This is a genomic window from Arthrobacter sp. Z4-13, assembly GCF_054792705.1.
Map to the genome: position 1 here is coordinate 360,495 of NZ_CP096459.1, position 18,537 is coordinate 379,031.

Genomic DNA, 18,537 nt, shown 5'->3' on the forward strand with positions numbered 1-18,537 from the left:
TACCTGAAAGTGCGTACTCTCTTTTGGGAAGTAATCCGGAATACCTGTGGTTGTGCTCCCTGACAGCCACCGAACGGAAGGAAAATCATGAGCATCGTCATTACCGGAGCAACCGGCCAGCTGGGCCGCCACGTCGTCGAGGCCCTGCTGGAGCGCAAGGTTCCCACGGGGGACATCGTGGCCGCGGGCCGGTCCGTCGAAAAGGTCGCAGACCTGGCGGAGCGCGGCGTCCAGGTCAAGAGCATGGACTACACCGATGCGGCGTCTGTGGCGGAGGCTTTGAAGGGCGCCGCCAAGGTGCTCCTCATTTCCGGCAACGAGGTTGGCCAGCGGGTGGAGCAGCACCGGACCGTCATCGAGGCGGCGAAGGCAGAGGGTGTCGAGCTGGTCGCGTACACCAGCATCGCCAATGCGGACACCACCGGGATGAAGCTGGCGGCCGAGCACCAGGCCACGGAGGCCATCCTGCAGGAATCCGGCGTTCCTTTCGTCCTGCTGCGCAACGGCTGGTACCTGGAGAACTACACCGACCAGCTGCCCGGCACGCTCGCCCAGGGTGCCATCGCAGGCAGCGCCGGGGAGGGGCGGGTCAGCGCAGCGTCCCGCGCCGACTATGCCCACGCGGCGGCGGCAGTGCTGGTTTCGGACGGCCAGGCCGGCAGGATCTATGAGCTGGGCGGCGATGAACCGTTCACCATGGCTGAGCTTGCGGCCGAGGTCAGCGCCGCGGCCGGCAGGAACATCTCCTACCAGGACCTTCCTGCACAGGAATACGCCGGAATGCTGGCCGGCTTTGGGGTGCCGGGGGCGTTCGCGGACATCCTCGCCGATTCGGACCTGGGGATCGCCCGGGGCGACCTCCTGGTGAGCTCCGGTGACCTGCAGAAGCTGATCGGACGCCCGGCCACTTCACTGGCCGAAGCGGTCCGTTCGGCTGCTGCCGCCGTGTAGCACCTGCTTCCGGGCATCCGCCGTTTCCGGGTAACGGCTGCCCCCGCCTGGATCACAACCGTGCCTTAGCCCTCCGATACTTCCTCGCTCCTGCCGGCTTCTGCGACCCGGGCCGCGGTGACTGCCGGCAGCGGCGAGGTCTCGTCCACAAGGTGGGCTCGCCGTCGTCCGTCACCTTTGACCCACAGGCGGTAGGCCAGGACCAGGAGCGCCAGCCAGGCACCGCCAACGTAAAGCGCGATCCGAGTGTCTTCGAAGGCGCCCAGGACGGCGATGACCAGCGCCATAAAGGCAATGGTGAGGAGGGAAGCGGCAGGCCACCAGGGTGACGGGAATTCCGACGCCGGCAGGCCGGTACGGGCGATTTCCCGTTTCATTGCCACATGGGAGGCGAGGATCATCACCCACACCCAAACGGTTGCGAACGTGGCGATCGAGGCGATCAGGACGAAGACGTTTTCGGGAATCAGGGCGTTCAGGACCACGCCCACAAGGAGGATTCCGGCCATCATCACCACTGTCATCCAGGGGACGCCGTGCCGGGACACCCTGCCGAAGGCCGCGGGTGCGTGGCCTTGCCGGGAGAGCCCGAAGAGGATGCGGCCGGCGCCGAAAATGTCACTGTTGATGGCGGACAGTGCTGCCGTGATGACGACGGCGTTCAGGATGTGCGGTGCGGCGGGGATGCCCAACCCGCTGAAGATCTGCACGAAGGGGCTGCCGTTGCTGCCGATTTCGTCCCATGGAAAGAGGCTCATGAGCACTCCCAGCGTCAGGACATAGAAGAGCAGGACGCGCACAGGGACTGTGTTGACTGCCTTGGGGATGACCTTTTTCGGGTCCGCAGCCTCGCCGGCCGTGATGCCGAGGGTCTCGATCCCGCCGAAGGCGAACATCACCACCGCGAAAGATGCCAGCAAACCTTCAAAGCCGAACGGGAAGAAGCCGCCGTGGTCAACAAGGTTGCCGAGGCCGGGCGCAACAGTTGAGCCGCCCGCCTGGAAGCCGAACACAATGATTGCTGCGCCGCCGGCGATCATGGCGATGATGGCAACCACCTTGATCAGCGAGAACCAGAATTCCAGCTCGCCGAAGACTTTGACGCTGAGGAGGTTCAGTGCGGCCAGGAAGAAAATGATGGCGAGGATCCAGACCCAGCGCTCCACCTGCGGGAACCAGAAGCCCATGTAGATACTGAACGCCGTGACATCCGCGATCGCCACGATCGCCATTTCGAACACATACGTCCAGCCGGTGACGAAGCCGGCCAATGGGCCAAGGTAGCGGCTCGCGTACTGGCCGAAGGAGCCGGACACCGGGTGCCGAACGGCCATTTCGCCCAGGGCGCGCATCACCATAAACACCGCCGCGCCGCCGATGATGTACGCCAGCAGGACGGCCGGACCGGCTTTTTGGATGGCTGAGGCTGACCCGTAGAAGAGGCCGGTGCCAATCGCTGAGCCGAGGGCCATGAAACGGATGTGGCGTACGTTCAGTCCGCGGTTAAGGACGCTTCCGACGGCGGAACTTGGGGGCTGTTTCCCGGCCGGACTTTCGTTCCTGGTAGGGCTTGGTGCTGGTTGCATACAAATACCTTCTCGTCTTTGGGAGGGGAGCCGTTAACCAGCAGACCACCTTCGGAAGCGACGTGATGAGTCTCACCGGGTGTTGGTGTCTTTGATTCCAGACGGAGTGTGGGCTGATGCTTTTCGAAGCTCGGGCGCGGGGCTCGAGGCGCCGGGCACCGGCGGGTACCACCCTTGACTCGAGGCCGGCTTTTCCTTACGTTGAAGGGCCCCGCTGCTGAGTCCGTCTGATCACGCAGGCGGCACTGCTTAAGGACTATTCCAGTACCAGCAGCCCAAAGGAGATCGGTATGAAAGGGATCGTGCAGGACGCTTACGGGTCAGCAGACGTGCTCGAGCTGCGGGATATTCCCAAGCCGGTTCCCGGTAACGGCGAGGTCCTGATCCGGGTACGTGCGGCCGGCGTCGACCAGGGCGTGTGGCACTTGATGACCGGACTGCCGTATCTGGTCCGGCTTTTTGGTTACGGACTGAAGAACCCCAAAGTTCCTGTGCGGGGCCGGGAAGTGGCGGGCGTTGTGGAGGCTGTGGGCCGCGGAGTAACCCGTTTTGCTGCTGATGATGAGGTCTTTGGAACCTGCGACGGTTCCTTCGCGGAGTACGTCTGCGCCAAGGAGGACAAGGTGGCGCGCAAGCCTGCCAACCTCTCGTTCGAGGAGGCGGCCGCAGCACCTGTTTCCGCCGTCACCGCGCTTCAGGCTGTCCGGGACGCCGGCGGGATAACCGTGGGACAGAAGGTACTCATTATCGGCGCGGGCGGGGGAGTCGGCTCCTTTGCCGTTCAACTGGCAAAGGCCTATGGCGCAGAGGTCACGGGAGTCTGCAGTACCGGCAAGGCGGAGCTCGTGCGGTCCTTGGGTGCGGATGCAGTTATTGATTACACGAAGTCCGATATTGCGGGCAGCGGGGTGCTGTACGACGTCATCCTCGACACAGCCGGCAACCGGCCGCTGTCCGTCCTGCGGCGTGTGCTCGCGCCCAGGGGCACATTGGTCCTTATTGGAGGCGAAGGAGGCGGCAAGCTGACCGGTGGGTTTGAACGGTCTCTCGTTGCCCCGTTTGCTTCCCTGCTCTCCGGCCAGAAATTCAAGGGGCTTGTCGCTAAAGAAACGCACCTCGACCTCGAAGCCCTGACGGTTCTGTTCGAAACCGGCAGTTTGAAACCCGCCGTGGACAGGGTGTTCACGCTGGCTGAAGCACCGGCCGCCATCGCATACCTGCATGAGGGGCGGAGCCGTGGCAAGGTGGTGGTCCGGGTCTGACAGCGCTGCCGGGGTGGTTTGGCTGCCCGAGCTGTTTTGTGTGCGTGTTTGACTGCTGTGGTCGGGCCTGGCGTGTTTGGGGAGAAGGGGATCCAAAAAGACTTCAAAAATCCTTTCAAGGAGCCGTCGTAGGACCCCAAAATGTCAGACCCTCGCAAGAGGATAGGGACATGGAAATGAAGGCGGCGGTGGTGCAGGCGGAGGAAGCTGTTGATGCTTCGGTCGCTGCGTTTATGGCTGCGCTGGGTGGCGGTGAACCTGCCGTTTCAAATCCAGCTTGCGGGAGTTCTGCCGTTTCCGGTGCTGTTTCCGGTGCTGCTGGTGGGCTGGATGAGGATCCGTTGCAGTGGGTTGCTGATGCGGCGTTGGATGTCCTTGCCGGTGTGGCGCGGTCGGAAGCGAAGCTCGCTGCCGTGAAGGCACTGGCCGTGGCGGTCCTGGCCGAAGCCACGAAGGCGCTGAATCCTCCGGCCGGGTCGCCGCAGGAGGCCGGTGCGCAGGACCGGAGCCTGGTGGCCGAGGTCGGGTGTGCGCTGGCGATCGGTGACCGGGCCGCCGGTGCCTTGCTCGCGGAGGCCCATGCGCTGACCACGTCGCTGCCGCGGACGCTCGCGGCCCTGCGGTCGGGGACGATCTCGTGGGCGCACGCCCGGACCATGATCGAGCAGACCGCGTGTCTTGATCCCGCTGGTGCGGCGGCGCTGGAGGCGCACTTCCTGGACCCGGCGGCGCCGGGCCCCGCCCGCGGCTGCCCGGTCGGGGAGATGCCGGCCTACCGGTTCAAGGCCAAGGCCCGGGGCTGGCGGGAACGCCATCACCCGGAGAGCCTGGAGAAACGCCACGCGAAAAGTGTCGCGGACCGTCGGGTGGAGTACTGGCCGGACAGTGACGGGATGGCGTGGGTCGCCGCCCGCCTGCCAGCGGACCGGGCGTCGGCGATCCGGAACCGGCTCACCGCTCTTGCCAGGGGCATGCAGGGCCCGGACGAGCCCCGCACCCTGACCCAGCTGGTAGCCGATAGTTTCTCTTCAGGGCTTCTCGGCAGCGCTAACACTGCCAGCAGCGGCGACGGTGCAGGGGAGGGTGCAGGAACGGATCCCGGCCCATCTTCGTCGATCCGGGCGCAGGTGTTGGTCACCGTGCCGGTGTTCTCCCTGATGGGCCTGACCGACGAACCCGCGGTACTGGACGGGCACGGCCCGATCCCGGCCTCCATGGCGCGCAAACTCGTTGCCGACGACGCCGATTCGTTTTACCGGGTGCTGGTGGACCCGCGGGACGGGGCACCTCTGGAAATCGGCCGCTCCAGCTACCGGGTCAGCAAGGCGATGCGGAACTGGCTCAGGTTGCGGGACGGCAAATGCCCGTTCCCCGGCTGCAACAGCACCTCCCTCGACAACGAAGCGGACCACCTCCTCGCCTGGCATAACGGCGGCACCACCGGAATCAGCAATCTCGGCCAACCCTGCCGCAAACACCACAAGCTGCGGCACACCAGCGGCTGGAAACCCACCCCGGCCACCATGAACGAACCACCCGGCTGGATCTCACCCGCCGGCCGGCACTACAAAAGCGAACACCAGGACTGGGAACCACCCCACTGGCCGGAATCTTCCGCGGCAGCGAAGCTCGGCGTGCCGGACGACCTGTCGCAGATCTGGCCTCCGCCCGACGACTTGTCGCAGGCCTGGCCTCCGCCCGACGACTTGTCGCAGGCCTGGCCTCCGCCCGACGACTTGTCGCAGGCCTGGCCTCCGCCCGACGACTTGTCGCAGGCCTGGCCTCCTGCCGACGACTTGCCTGTCAACAACGCGTTTTGGCATGAGGAGTTGCCGGAAGACACCTTTGATGACTGGTTGCTGCCCGGCTACACGTTGCCCCAGGACCCCCTACCGGAAGAAATCTGGTGGAAGATGGCCTGCGAGACCAGCGCCGGAGTTTAGGTCTGGGCCCAGTCCTCCATGCTTATTCGTCGGATGCTCCCGTGGTACCTGAAGCACTTCGCGCCGCAGTCTCGATCGAGGCACGGTGTGCCGCCCACTCTTCCGGGCTGCGCGGAGTCAGGTTGGGATCTCCGGGGCGCTGTCCGGCGCTCCCGTCGATGAGTTCGCGCAAAATGTCCGCGTGGCCCAGGTGGTGGGCACGCTCAGCCACCATATGGACCAGAATCTGGTGCAGCGTGACCCGGCGCCGTTCCTCCGGCCACCATGGAACGCTGCCGGCAGCGTGAGCGGGCAGCGCTTCTATGGTTGCGTCGCTGTGGGCGGCGGCGAACTGGTGCAGTTCGATGATGTCCTCCCGGGACTCTTGGGCCGTCGCCCACATGTCTTCATCGGGGCTTGCGTCGTCATCCAGCCACGGGAGGCGCCGCCCGCTGGGGCGGTCGAAGACCACGCCGAAATAGTCCAACTCCACGCTCGCCACATGCTTCACCAGGCCCAACAAATTGGTGCCGGTGGGCGTGAGGGGCCGGCGAACGTCGTACTCACTTAGGCCTTCCAGCTTGCCCAGGAGGTTGTCCCGCCTGACGCGCAGATAGTGATGCAGTGTCTCTTTTTCGTCCATGACCGGGACTCTACCCACCGGCAAGTGGTTCGGGCCCCCAGCCAGGCGAACAAAGCTGCGAAGTGCGTGCATCCATTTGCCCATCGCAGCAGCTCGCCCTGCTGCCGGAGATGTCTCGTATTACAGACAGCAGGAGGATCATGGCTGCCCTAAGGGCGCTGGCAAGGGCGCATGCTTAAGTACGGGATCCCGGATAGCACCCGGACGTTCCGCGAAAAAAGAAGGAGGAACCGGTGTTAGCTACGGAAGCGAGGCCGCAGGCCGGCGGTGAACCAAAAAGCACCTCAAGGGTGGCGTCGAAGGTGCCCGCTGCCGAAAACACCCTGCGCATCCTTAAACTGCTGGCCTCCAGGCGGGGGCCGATGGCGGCGTCGCAGATCGCTTCTTCCCTGGGCCTGCCGCGGTCCAGTGTCTACCACCTGTTGGGCGTGATGGAGGCGAACGGTTTTGTGCTCCATCTTCATGAGGAGCAGCGGTACGGGCTCGGCATCAGCGCCTTCGAGCTCAGTTCGGCGTACTCCCGGCAGGAGCCGCTGTCCCGGCTCGGCCGCCCGCTCCTTGCCTCGCTCGTGGATGCACTCGGGGAGAGCGCGCATCTGGCGGTGCTGCACGGACGGGATGTGCTCTACATTGTGGAGGAGCGCGCCAAGAACCGCCCGTCCCTCGTGACCGACGTCGGCGTCCGGCTTCCCAGCCACCTGACCGCCAGCGGGCGGGCCATCCTGGCTGCTCTGCCCAAGTCGCAGGTGCGGGCGCTGTACCCCAACGCCGCTGCCTTCACTGCCCGGCATGAGGTGGAGGGCGCCATCATGAAGTACTCGGCGCTGTCCTCCCACCTCGACCAGGTGAGGCAACGCGGTTACGCCACCGAGCACGGGGAGGTCACTCCGGGCTTCGGCTCCATCGCCGCCGCCGTAACGGACCACACTGGATGGCCGACGGCGGCAGTCGCCGTGACGTTCCTCGAGGACAAATTGCCCGCTCAGGAATGGCCGGTGCTGGCCGGTCGCGTCCAGAAGGCGGCCGACGAGTTGTCGATCCGGCTCCACGGCCGCCCCGGCAAATAGATTCCGTTGCCCCCACCCTCATGGCTGCCAAGCAGTCATGGGGGCCAAAAGTGATAGGACAACGAGGGGTACCGGAAGCATCTGGAATACCGGACAGGTCCCTGCCGGAACCACTGTGAAGCCCGTCCGCAAAGGGCTTTAGTTGATACAGAACCTCCTCCACACCACGCACGATGAAAAGGAGCCATCATGGCACCCGCCGATTTCACCACCGGTGCCCGCCCGGTCAAAGCAGCCCGCGGCACCGAGCTCACCGCCAAGTCCTGGCAGACGGAAGCCCCGCTGCGCATGCTCATGAACAACCTGGACCCCGAGGTGGCTGAACGCCCCGACGACCTGGTGGTCTACGGGGGCACCGGCCGCGCCGTCCGCTCCTGGGCAGCGTTCGACGCCATCACGCGCACCCTGGAAACCATGGAAAAGGACGAAACCCTCCTGGTCCAGTCGGGAAAGCCGGTGGGTGTGTTCCGCACCAACGAATGGGCCCCCCGGGTGCTGCTGGCCAACTCCAACCTCGTGGGCGACTGGGCCACCTGGCCCGAATTCCGCAGGCTCGAGGCCGAGGGCCTGATGATGTACGGACAGATGACTGCCGGATCCTGGATCTACATCGGCACGCAAGGCATTCTGCAGGGAACTTTCGAGACCTTCGCCGCCATCGCCCGGAAGCTCACCGGCGACGAAAACGGGACCCTCGCTGGCACCCTTACCCTGACCGGCGGCTGCGGCGGCATGGGCGGCGCCCAGCCGCTGGCTGTCACCCTGAACGACGGCGCCTGCCTGATCGTCGATGTTGACGAAACCCGCCTGCGCCGCCGTGCCGGCAAGCGCTACCTCGACGAAGTGGAAACGGACCTCGACGCCGCCATCACCAAGGTGCTCAAGGCCAAGGAAGAGCGCCGCGGCTGGTCCGTGGGCTACGTGGGCAACGCCGCCGAGGTGTTCCCCGAAATCCTGCGCCGCCATCAGGCCGGGGAGCTCACGGTGGACATCGTCACCGACCAGACCTCCGCGCACGATCCGTTGTCCTACCTGCCCGAGGGCATCTCGGTGGAGGAGTGGCACCGCGAAGCCGCAGCAGACCCCGAAGGCTTCACCAGAAAGGCCCAGGCCTCGATGGCACGGCACGTCCAGGCAATGGTCGAATTCCAGGACGCCGGCGCCGAGGTCTTCGACTACGGCAACTCCATCCGGGACGAAGCCCGCAAAGGCGGCTACACCCGGGCGTTCGAGTTCCCCGGCTTCGTACCCGCCTACATCCGCCCGCTGTTCTGCGAGGGCCTCGGCCCCTTCCGCTGGGTCGCGCTGTCAGGTGACCCCGAAGACATCCGGGTCACCGATGAGGCCATCAAGGAACTCTTCCCCGAGAACAAGCACCTGCACCGCTGGATCGACGCCGCCCAGGAACGGGTGGAGTTCGAAGGCCTGCCCGCCAGGATCTGCTGGCTCGGCTACGGCGAACGCCACAAGGCCGGCCTGCTGTTCAACCAGCTCGTCAAGGACGGCAAAGTCAAGGCACCGATCGTCATCGGCCGCGACCACCTGGACTCCGGTTCTGTCGCTTCCCCATACCGGGAGACCGAGGCCATGGCCGACGGTTCCGATGCCATCGCCGACTGGCCCTTGCTGAACGCCCTGCTCAACACCGCCTCCGGCGCCACGTGGGTTTCCCTGCACCATGGCGGGGGCGTGGGCATCGGCCGGTCCATCCACGCCGGCCAGGTCTCAGTCGCCGACGGCACCGACCTTGCCGCCGAGAAGCTGGAGCGCCTCCTCACCAACGACCCCGGCATGGGCGTCATCCGTCACGCCGACGCCGGCTACGACCGCGCCCTCGACGTCGCCAACGAACGCGGCGTCCGCATCCCGATGAACGAAGGCAAGTAGAAATGACCATCACAACCCACGAACCGCTGACCGTCACCCTCGGGTCCTCCGGCGTGACGCCCGAGGATGTCGTCGCCGTCGCACGCCACAACGCCAAGGTGACTATTTCCCCGGAAGCGCTGGAAAGGGTTGCCAAGGTCCGTGCGCACATTGACGACCTGGCCTCCAGTGACGTGCCGGCCTACGGTATCTCCACCGGCTTCGGCGCCCTGGCCAACCGCCACATCCCCAACGATCTGCGCACCCAGCTGCAGAAGAGCCTGATCCGCAGCCACGCGGCCGGCATGGGTCCAGCCGTGGAACGTGAAGTGGTGCGCGGCATCATGTTCCTGCGCGCCAAGACCCTCGCCTCCGGCCGCACCGGTGTCCGCCCCGTGGTCCTGCAGACCATGGTGGACGTGCTCAACGCCGGCATCACGCCCCTGGTCCGCGAATTCGGTTCCCTGGGCTGCTCCGGCGACCTCGCACCGCTGTCCCACTGCGCCCTGGTCCTGATGGGCGAAGGCCAGGCGGAAGGCCCCGACGGCGAACTTTACGGCGTACCCGGCCGGCCCGCCGTCGCCGAACTCTTCGCCGTGCACGGCATCGAGCCCGTCACGCTCGCCGAAAAGGAGGGCCTGGCACTGGTTAATGGGACCGAGGGCATGCTGGGCATGCTCCTCATGGCCATCGCCGACCTTCGCCAGTTGCTGACGACGGCGGATATCACCGCCGCGATGAGCGTCGAGGCACTGCTGGGCACCGACCAGGTGTTCCTGCCGGAGCTTCATGCCGCGCTGCGCCCTCACCCGGGGCAGGCGGCAAGCGCTGACAACATGCTCCGGGTGCTGTCAGATTCCCCGATCGTGGCATCCCACAAGGTGGGGGACTCACGGGTGCAGGACGCGTACTCGCTCCGCTGTGCCCCGCAGGTTACGGGTGCCGTCCGGGACACACTGGACCACGCGGACCTGGTGGCCTCCCGGGAGCTCGCCGCGGCGATCGACAACCCGGTGGTCCTGCCCGATGGGCGGGTCAGCTCCAACGGGAACTTCCATGGCGCCCCGGTGGCGTACGTCCTGGACTTCCTGGCCATTGCCGTTGCGGACCTGAGCTCCATCGCGGAGCGGCGAACGGACAGGATGCTGGACCCGGCCCGTTCCCATGGCCTGCCTGCCTTCCTCGCAGCTGACCCGGGCGTGGACTCCGGCCTGATGATTGCCCAGTACACCCAGGCAGGGCTGGTGTCGGACAACAAGCGGTTGGCTGTTCCCGCCTCGGTGGACTCCATCCCCAGTTCGGCCATGCAGGAAGACCACGTCTCCATGGGCTGGCACGCCGCCCGGAAGCTGCGGAAGGCAGTGGAGAACCTGCGGCGGGTGCTGGCGATCGAGCTTGTGACGTCGGCCCGCGCCCTGGATATCCGCACGCAGCTCTCCGGTGGAGTGCTGACGCCCGGGCCGGCGGGCGCCGCCGTCGTCGCTGCCCTCCGGGGTGTGGTGGAGGGGCCGGGAACGGACCGCTTCCTTTCCCCGGAACTGGAAGCGGCGGACCACTTGGTCGCGGCAGGGGAGGTGCGCCGGGCCGCCGAATCTGCCATAGGTTCACTCGCCTGAGTACGAAGAATCTTCAGAACCGCAGCACTACGCGTCCACCTGGTGAAATTTCCGACGACACGGTCAACGGGTGGGCGTGGAGTGTAGTAGAACTGAAGGTGTAGTGGAAGTCACATCAACGAGGCTGTGGCGCGGAACATATACAAAGGGGTAGAAGTTCAAATGAAAGCACGCGGGGCAGTCCTATCGAGGCGCAATGCCCATTCCGCCGCGGTTTCCGACTGGAGGACTCTTCAGGCCGGGGAACGCGTCGAGATCATCAAGCAGGCGCATGTGGTAGCCACCGGGGAGGTGGAAGAAGTGTCGCAGAGCGGGAACGTTTTGTGGCTCGTGCCGGCTGGTCCGTCTGAAAAGGAGCTTTTTTTGAAGTCCGACGGCGTGCAGGTTCGCCGCGGCTGACACCTTCGCAACCGCCAAACAAAAGTCCCCGCCACTGCTTGACGCAGGAGCGGGGACTTTTGTTTGTGCGCGGAGAGGCATCCGTCGCAAACTGTTAGGCGGCGATGGCCTCGTAGGTCTCGCCGAACGGCACTGATTCATCCAGCGCAACGGTGTAGCGCCCCGGCCAAAGCCGGGTTACCAGGATGCCGCATGAAGCGTCCTTGGCGGCTACCTCGATCAGCTCAGCGACTGCCTCTTCCAGGCCGGCGTGCATTTCGCCTGCAGTGGAGAACTCCAGGTCGATGGTCCTGCTCAGCGGCTCTTCCGTGAAGTCGGAAGGAGCCGGAACGTGTTCCAGAGTGGCTGTAGACATGTCCTGAACTTTCTGTGTTTTGTCCCCCAGGGCCTACCTAGTCTACCGGCTGCCGTCGGAGATGTCAGATGACTGCTCTTTCGGTAAGCGTGAACAGCCCCTGGCAGTGACGGGACCGTACGATCCTGCCCCCGTGCCGCCGCATTCCAGCAAATACGACTGGGAGGTTGAGCTGGGCATCGTGATCGGCAGGGAAGCCAGCTACCTCCAGTCACTTGACGAGGCCGAGGACTGCATCGCGGGCTTCGTCACCGCCAACGACTTTTCCGAGCGGGAGTACCAGATCCCCGGGGCGGCCGGCCAGTGGACCAAGGGTAAGTCCCTGCCCGGTTCCACGCCCTTGGGGCCATGGCTTGTTCCGGCGGAAGCGGTCCAGGGCGGGAACCTGCCGCTGCGCAGCTGGGTGAACGGCGAGCCGCGCCAGGATTCCTCCACCGCCCAGCTCATCTTCGACGCCCCCACCCTGGTCCACCACTGCAGCCAGTACATGCGCCTGGAACCCGGGGACGTCATCCTTACCGGAACGCCCGAGGGCGTCGCGCTCAGCGGCCGCTTCCCCTACCTCCAGCCTGGCGATGTCGTGGAGGTGGAGGTAGAGGGGTTGGGCCGCCAGCGCCAGGAACTTTTCCGCGCCTAACTGGGGTACCGGAGGCGGCAACGCGAAAAATCCTCAGCTTGTCCGCAAATCCGAGCCTTGACGGGCAGGACCTGCGGACAAGCTGAGGACTCACGGGGAGGCGCGCTGCGGGAAGGCGCGGAGCCACGTCCCCCTAGCTGGCCTTGACGGCCAGGACCGGGCAGTCCGCCTCCAGAAGAATCCGCTGGGATACGCTGCCCATGATGAGCTTGCCCACCGGTGTACGGCGGCGCAGCCCGATCACGATCAGTTCGGCATTGTGCTCCTCTGCGGCGTCCAGGACCTCTGCGGCGGCATCATGGCCGCGGACCGGCTGCTTGATCACGTGCTGGATGCCTTGGGTGGCCAGCCGGTCCTCAATGCTCTGGATCTCCGGCTCCTGCGCGTAGCGGTTGTCAACCAGCGCGTCGCCTTTGGACGAGTTGATAACCAGCAGTGTGGTGTTGCTCTTCCTGGCTTCGGCGATGGCCTGGGTCAGGGCTGCTTCGCCCTCGGGGGTTGGGACGTATCCCACCACGATGGTCATGGTGTCTCCTTGTTGCGGCTAGGTTGTTTGTTCAATGGTGTGCTGCGCCGGGAAGTGGGATGTTTCAGCCGTCGCCTTCCCCGCCCGCGTCGCCGCCGTCGGCGGGTCCGTCGGCCCGGTGGCTGCCGTGGCTGACGCTTCCGCCAACCTCACGGGGCACGGTTGCTTCGGTGTTGGCCGGGACCATGGTGCTCTGGGACGGGCGGTTCCGCCGGACCAGCTTGAACAGCAGCGGCCACAGCAGGATAAGTCCCACAATGATGTAGATAACGACGGCGATCGGCTCGCTGAAGAGACCGGCCGGGTCGCCGGCGCTGAGCTGCAGGGTCTTGCGGAGCTGGCCTTCGATGCGCGGGCCCAGGATCACGCCGAGGATGAGCGGCAGCACGGGCAGCCCGAAGCGCCGCATCATGAATCCGAGTGCGCCGAGGACCAGCAGGATCACCAGGTCGAACGCCTGCAGGTTCACCGAGTAGGCGCCCAGCGTGGCGAAGAAGAGGATGCCCGCGTACAGGTACGGCCGGGGGAGCTGCAGGAGCTTGGCCCACAGGGGAGCAAGGGGCAGGTTGATCAGCAGGAGCAGCAGGTTTCCGATGAACAGGCTCGCGATCAGCGCCCACACCAGGGGGCCCTGGCTGGAAAACAGCTGCGGGCCGGGCTGGATGCCGTAGGAGGTGAACGCGGCCAGCATCACGGCGGCCGTAGCGTTGGTGGGCAGGCCCAGGGCCAGCATAGGCGTCAGGGTTCCGGCGGCAGCCGCGTTGTTGGCAGCTTCCGGACCGGCCACGCCCTCGATGGCACCCTTGCCGAACTCCTCAGGGTGCTTGGTCAGGCGCTTTTCGGTGACGTAGGACAGGAATGTGGGAATCTCCGCGCCGCCTGCGGGAAGCGCTCCGAAAGGAAAGCCGAAGGCGGTACCGCGCAGCCACGGCTTCCAGGAGCGGCCCCAGTCCTTCTTGCCCATCCACGGCCGGCCAACGGGAATGACGTGCAGCGGAGTGCGGCGCAGGTGGGCGGCAACCCAAAGGGCTTCACCCACGGCGAAGATGGCCACGGCCACCACCACGATGTCCAGGCCGTCCGCCAGCAGCGGCTGGCCGAACGTCAGGCGGCGCTGGCCGGTGACTGAGTCAATTCCCACCAGGCCGATGGCGAGGCCGAGGGCCAACGAGGCGAAGCCGCGCAGCCGGGACGAGCCCAGGACAGCGGTGACGGCCAGCAGGGCCAGGACCATGATCGCGAAGTAACTGGGGGCGCCGAGGCTGACGGCGAATTCGACGACGATCGGTGCGCAGACGGCCAGCAGGGCCGTGCCGATGGTGCCGGCCACGAACGAACCGATGGCCGCCGTCGCGAGCGCCTGCGCTGCACGGCCCGCCTTGGCCATCTTGTTGCCCTCTATCGCCGTCACCACCGACGATGATTCACCGGGTGTATTCAGCAGGATGGAGGTGGTGGAACCGCCGTACATGCCGCCGTAGTAGATGCCGGCGAACATGATGAAGGCGCTGGTGGGTTCCAGTGCGTAGGTCACCGGAAGCAGCAGGGCCACGGTCATGGCCGGGCCCAGGCCCGGGAGGACGCCGACGGCGGTGCCCAACAGCACGCCGATGACGGCATAGAGGAAGTTCATGGGGGTGAGGGCGGTGGCGAAACCGTCCATCAGTGAGGACCAGACGTCCATCAGAGGATTCCTTCCAGGAGTCCGGCGGGCAGTGCAATGCCGAGGCCGAGGTAGAAGCCGTAGAAGGTCAGCAGGGACAGGGCCACGGAGATGATTGCATCGCGGATGTAGTGGCGGCTGCCCAGGGCCAGGACGCTGCCCCAGAACAGGACAGTGCCGGAGATGACCCAGCCTGCCCAGTCAATCAGCAGGATGTTCAGGATGAAGGCACCCGCGAGGGGCAGGATGGTCTTCCAGTCGGCGGGGTGGGTAAGGTCGACGTCTTCGCCGCCTTCCGCCTCGCCCTGGCCGCCGCGGATGACGTTAACGGCCAGTAGGACCGCGCAGGCCACCAGCAGACCGGCCACGATGAACGGAACGGTCTTGGGACCCACCGGGTCCGATTGGGAGTACGGCGTTACCAGGCCGTTGGCGTCCAGGAAGACCAGGACGCCGGCCGCGCCGAGCAGGAGTGCGACTCCCAGCTCGGCGCGGCCTTTCAGGCCTGAGGTCAGGGGGCTCACGCCAACCCAAGCTTGGTCAGGACGTCCGCCACCCGCTTGTCCTGCTCGGTGAGGAACGAGGCGAACTCGTCACCGGTGGCGAAGGCGTCCGACCAGCTGTTGGTCTTCAGCGCTTCCTTCCAGCTTGCGCTTTCGTGCATTTTTTCCAGAGCCGCGATCAGGGATGCCTTGTCCTCGTCGCTGATGCCGGGAGGGGCCACGATGCCGCGCCAGTTGGTGAACACCAGATCGATGTTGGATTCCTTCAACGTGGGGGCGTCCACGCCCTCAAGGCGTGCTTCGCCGCTGGTGGCCAGCACGCGGACTTCGCCTGACTGGATCTGCTGCAGGTACTCGCCGGCGCCGGAGGCAGCAAAGCCAAGCTTGTTGCCGAGGATCGCGGGAAGCAGGTCGCCGCCGCCGTCGTAGGAAACGAAGTTGACCTTGGTGGCGTCGATGCCCACGGCGCCCGCAAGCTGCATGGGCAGGAGGTGGTCGGGGCCGCCGGGGGAGGAGCCGCCGCCCACGGAGATGGAGGCGGGGTCAGCCTTCCAGGCCTTCACCAGGTCGTCGATGGTCTTGTAGGGGGAGTCCTTGCTGACCATAATGGCGCCGGGTTCTTCAATGAGCTTGGCCAGCGGTGTGGTCTCGGTCAGCTTCGACTCGGACTTGTTGGTGTAGCTGGCTCCCACCACGCCCAGGCCCATGAGCATGGTGAGGTCGCCGTTGCCCTTCTCGTTGACCACGCGGGCCAGGCCCACCGTGCCGCCGGCGCCGGCGAGGTTGAAGACTTCGGTGTTGGTGGAGATCTTCTCGTCGTCGAGGACCTTCGCTGCCGCGCGGGCGGTGGTGTCATAGCCGCCGCCCGGGGTGTTGGGGACCATGATCTGCAGTCCGGTGATCGGTCCGGCTGCGGCGCCGGAGCTTTCCGAACCGGTGGAGCTCTTGCCGGTGGCACCGCAACCGGTGGCCATCAGGGCGATGCCGGCGGCGACGGCGGCGACTCGCAATGCGCGGATCTGGCGCATGGTGTTCCTCTTCTCAGTGATGCAATTCAGTACAGGATGATCAGCGAAACCTGATCCGTTCTTCGATGCTAGGCCCGGTGGTGATGGCCATCACTCTTGTGTACGCAGAGAAAGTTAAGTTCATTGCGTTCACGTTTCCGGCTCCCCACGTGGGCGCCGGGCAAGCCGCATCGGCCGTGCACTGGTGGGATATAGTTCCCGGTACCGCCGCAGCTACCGCGCCGCCATCAGAACTAAAGGAATCCACGCAGTGACTCGACGAAGAGGAATGTCCCTCGCCGGGCAGTACCTTGTGCTGCAGTTGCTGATTGTCCTGGCGGTGCTGGTGGCCGTGGTAGCCATCTCCCTGGCCCAGTCCGCCGCGGCCTTCGAACGGATTGAGGGCCGGCGCGCGCTGTCCGCCGCCGAAGCGCTGGGCAATAATCCGGCGGTACGGGAGCTGCTGCCGGACGCGGAACCACGGGTTGGCGCTGCCCTTCCCGCAGTGGCTGAATCGGTCCGGACCGTCTCGGGATCGTCACACGTGGCGCTCGCAAAGCTGGACCGGAGGGTGGTTGTCGCTTCCGATCCAAGCCTGGTGGGCAACCCCCTGGAACTGGGCGCCAGCAAGGTGATGGAAGGCCGGGCCTGGACCGGAGTGGTGGGTGGAAGCGGGACCCCTGTACTGTCCGCCCACGTGCCGGTCCTCGACGACGCCGGGAAAATGATCGGCATCGCCTCCGTCAGCCGCAATTACCCCTCCACCCTTGAGCGGCTGGGGGACGCCGTCCCCAACCTCCTGACCTATCTCGGCGTCGCGAGTGTCCTGGGCGTGGCGGGATCCCTGCTGCTGTCCCGGCGGGTCAAACGGCAGACCCTGGGCATGGAGCCCAGCGAAATCACTGGACTGGTGGAAAACCGGGAAGCAATGCTGCACGGCCTGAAGGAAGGCGTGGTGGCACTCGATCCGCATGAGCGGATCACCGTGGCCAATGACAGCGCCCGGACACTGCTCGGACTGCCGCCGGACTGTGTGGGAAAGAAACTTGCGTCCCTGCCGGTGGACCCGGCGCTGAAGGTGGTCCTGACCCGCGATCAGCCGGGCCCGGACCAGCTGGTGCTGGTGGGGGAGCGCCTGGTGGTGGCGAACCGCGTGCCCATCCGCTCGCGGGGCCGCAACATCGGCTCGGTCACCACCCTGAGGGACCGGACCGAGCTGTCTTCGCTGGAGCGTGAGCTGGGCGCCACCCGAACCGCCACCGACACGCTGCGGGCCCAGGCCCACGAGTTCGCCAACCAGCTGCACGTCATTTCCGGACTGATCCAGATTGGCGAATACGATTCCGTGGTGCAGTTTGTCAACGGTGCCACCGTGGACCGCACCAGACTCAACGATGAAGTGACCAGCCGCATCCAGGATCCCGCGCTCGCCGCACTGCTGATCGCCAAGTCCAGCCTCGCCACGGAACGCGGCGTGGCACTGCAGCTCGATCCCGAGTCTGCCCTGCGCCCGGTCGGCGATGACCTGTCACGTGACCTGACCACCGTGCTGGGTAACCTCGTGGATAACGCGTTCGACGCCGTCACCGGACTTCCGGCCGCCGCTGTCCGCGTGCTGGTGGAGGACAGTGCGGGCCACGTCACCGTCACGGTCCGGGACACCGGAGCGGGCGTTCCACCGGAGGCTTTGGACGATATTTTCCGGCAGGGGTTCTCCACCAAGGAAGCGGCACCGGCGGACGGCCGCGGCTTCGGCCTGGCTCTCTCGCGGGTGGTCTGCCGGCGCTCCGGCGGAGACCTCACGGTGGCCAACGACAACGGGGCAGTCTTCACCGCCCGATTCAAAAGAGGTGCAACGCAGTGATCAAGGTGCTGATCGTCGATGACGACTTCATGGTGGCCAAGGTCCACGCCGGATTTATCCAGCGCACGCCCGGGTTCATGGTGGTGGGGGTAGCCCATACCGGCGCCCAGGCCGTGCTGGAAACAGAACGGCTGCAGCCTGACCTGGTGCTGCTGGACATCCACCTGCCGGACATCAACGGCCTGGACCTGATGCACCGGCTGAGGGATGTCGCCCCGGAGCTGGACGTGCTGGTGATCAGCGCGGCCCGCGAGGTGGAAACGGTGCGCAAGGCCCTGCGCGGCGGGATTATCCACTACCTGATCAAGCCGTTTTCGCAGTCCGACCTGCAAGAACGCCTGGAGCACTACCGGAGCGCGTACCAGGGCCTGGATTCTGCCAAAGACGTGGCTGAGCAGTCGGACGTGAACCGGGTGTTCGGGCTGGACCGGACAGAGCGGCCGCTTCCGAAGGGCTGCAGCATCGAGACCCTGAAGCTCGTGGAAGCAGCCCTCAATGCCGCCGAAGGCGACCTGTCGGCGGCTGAGGTGGCCGAAGAGCTGGGAACGTCCCGGGTGAGCGCCCGCCGATACCTTGAATACCTGTATGACGAAGGGACACTGGAGGTCCGGCTCAAGTACGGTGTGGGGCGTCCGGAACGGCGCTACGTCCTCAAGGGCCAGTAACCACG

At 65.8% G+C, this 18,537-nt stretch carries 16 protein-coding genes and 1 pseudogene; 10 read left to right on the plus strand and 7 right to left on the minus strand.

Annotated elements, in window-relative coordinates; genetic code table 11:
* Nucleotides 1-87: 87 nt before the first annotated feature.
* A complete protein-coding gene (locus M1E07_RS03550) occupies nt 88-951 on the plus strand; it encodes an SDR family oxidoreductase (RefSeq protein WP_461188919.1) in 864 nt (287 codons plus the stop codon).
* A gap of 65 nt (nt 952-1,016) precedes the next feature.
* Here M1E07_RS03550 and M1E07_RS03555 read toward each other — a convergent pair whose 3' ends face one another.
* Nucleotides 1,017-2,537, minus strand: a complete 1,521-nt coding sequence (locus M1E07_RS03555) for an amino acid permease (RefSeq protein WP_461188920.1) — start codon at nt 2,535-2,537, stop codon at nt 1,017-1,019.
* 290 nt (nt 2,538-2,827) lie between these two features.
* Here M1E07_RS03555 and M1E07_RS03560 point away from each other — a divergent pair, with 290 nt between their 5' ends.
* The gene (locus tag M1E07_RS03560) at nt 2,828-3,799 is read left to right on the plus strand and encodes an NAD(P)-dependent alcohol dehydrogenase (RefSeq protein ID WP_461188921.1); all 972 of its coding nucleotides are present in this window, start codon (nt 2,828-2,830) and stop codon (nt 3,797-3,799) included.
* Between the two features lie 170 nt (nt 3,800-3,969).
* A complete protein-coding gene (locus tag M1E07_RS03565) occupies nt 3,970-5,742 on the plus strand; it encodes an HNH endonuclease signature motif containing protein (RefSeq protein ID WP_461188922.1) in 1,773 nt (590 codons plus the stop codon).
* A 22-nt stretch (nt 5,743-5,764) separates the two neighbouring features.
* Here M1E07_RS03565 and M1E07_RS03570 read toward each other — a convergent pair whose 3' ends face one another.
* Entirely contained in the window at nt 5,765-6,364 is a 600-nt protein-coding gene (locus M1E07_RS03570) for a DinB family protein (protein ID WP_461188923.1), read from the minus strand.
* 233 nt (nt 6,365-6,597) lie between these two features.
* On the opposite strand from M1E07_RS03570, the gene M1E07_RS03575 reads away from it, so the two are divergent.
* From M1E07_RS03575 to M1E07_RS03590, 4 genes are all read left to right on the plus strand, one after another.
* Nucleotides 6,598-7,431, plus strand: a complete 834-nt coding sequence (locus M1E07_RS03575) for an IclR family transcriptional regulator (protein WP_461188924.1) — start codon at nt 6,598-6,600, stop codon at nt 7,429-7,431.
* A 189-nt stretch (nt 7,432-7,620) separates the two neighbouring features.
* Nucleotides 7,621-9,318: a urocanate hydratase gene (locus M1E07_RS03580; RefSeq protein WP_461188925.1), complete on the plus strand. Its 1,698-nt coding sequence runs from the start codon at nt 7,621-7,623 to the stop codon at nt 9,316-9,318.
* A gap of 2 nt (nt 9,319-9,320) precedes the next feature.
* Nucleotides 9,321-10,913, plus strand: coding sequence for a histidine ammonia-lyase (gene hutH / locus M1E07_RS03585; RefSeq protein WP_461188926.1), 1,593 nt, complete (start codon nt 9,321-9,323; stop codon nt 10,911-10,913).
* A gap of 162 nt (nt 10,914-11,075) precedes the next feature.
* Nucleotides 11,076-11,312, plus strand: a complete 237-nt coding sequence (locus M1E07_RS03590; RefSeq protein WP_461188927.1) for a hypothetical protein — start codon at nt 11,076-11,078, stop codon at nt 11,310-11,312.
* A 94-nt stretch (nt 11,313-11,406) separates the two neighbouring features.
* On the opposite strand, the gene M1E07_RS03595 is transcribed toward M1E07_RS03590, so the two are convergent.
* A complete protein-coding gene (locus M1E07_RS03595; protein ID WP_461188928.1) occupies nt 11,407-11,667 on the minus strand; it encodes a hypothetical protein in 261 nt (86 codons plus the stop codon).
* A 106-nt stretch (nt 11,668-11,773) separates the two neighbouring features.
* Here M1E07_RS03595 and M1E07_RS03600 point away from each other — a divergent pair.
* Nucleotides 11,774-12,304, plus strand: a pseudogene (locus M1E07_RS03600) (fumarylacetoacetate hydrolase family protein); the annotation flags it as partial.
* Nucleotides 12,305-12,437: 133 nt separating this feature from the next.
* Here M1E07_RS03600 and M1E07_RS03605 read toward each other — a convergent pair.
* The 4 genes from M1E07_RS03605 to M1E07_RS03620 form a co-directional block, all read right to left on the minus strand.
* Entirely contained in the window at nt 12,438-12,830 is a 393-nt protein-coding gene (locus tag M1E07_RS03605) for a universal stress protein (RefSeq protein ID WP_461188929.1), read from the minus strand.
* Nucleotides 12,831-12,894: 64 nt separating this feature from the next.
* On the minus strand, nt 12,895-14,514 hold the full coding sequence (locus M1E07_RS03610) for a tripartite tricarboxylate transporter permease (RefSeq protein WP_461188930.1): 1,620 nt from the start codon (nt 14,512-14,514) through the stop codon (nt 12,895-12,897).
* On the minus strand, nt 14,514-15,017 hold the full coding sequence (locus M1E07_RS03615) for a tripartite tricarboxylate transporter TctB family protein (RefSeq protein ID WP_461188931.1): 504 nt from the start codon (nt 15,015-15,017) through the stop codon (nt 14,514-14,516). The genes M1E07_RS03610 and M1E07_RS03615 overlap by 1 nt, the downstream gene beginning before the upstream one ends.
* Complete coding sequence (locus M1E07_RS03620; protein ID WP_461188932.1) at nt 15,014-16,024, minus strand: Bug family tripartite tricarboxylate transporter substrate binding protein; 1,011 nt, start codon at nt 16,022-16,024, stop codon at nt 15,014-15,016. Before M1E07_RS03620 ends, M1E07_RS03615 begins: the two co-directional genes overlap by 4 nt.
* A 268-nt stretch (nt 16,025-16,292) precedes the next feature.
* Between M1E07_RS03620 and M1E07_RS03625 the strand changes: the two genes are divergently transcribed.
* Together M1E07_RS03625 and M1E07_RS03630 are read left to right on the plus strand one after the other, a co-directional pair.
* The gene (locus M1E07_RS03625; RefSeq protein WP_461190478.1) at nt 16,293-17,867 is read left to right on the plus strand and encodes a sensor histidine kinase; all 1,575 of its coding nucleotides are present in this window, start codon (nt 16,293-16,295) and stop codon (nt 17,865-17,867) included.
* Complete coding sequence (locus tag M1E07_RS03630) at nt 17,864-18,532, plus strand: response regulator (protein WP_461188933.1); 669 nt, start codon at nt 17,864-17,866, stop codon at nt 18,530-18,532. The genes M1E07_RS03625 and M1E07_RS03630 overlap by 4 nt, the downstream gene beginning before the upstream one ends.
* The last annotated feature ends 5 nt before the right edge of the window (nt 18,533-18,537 follow it).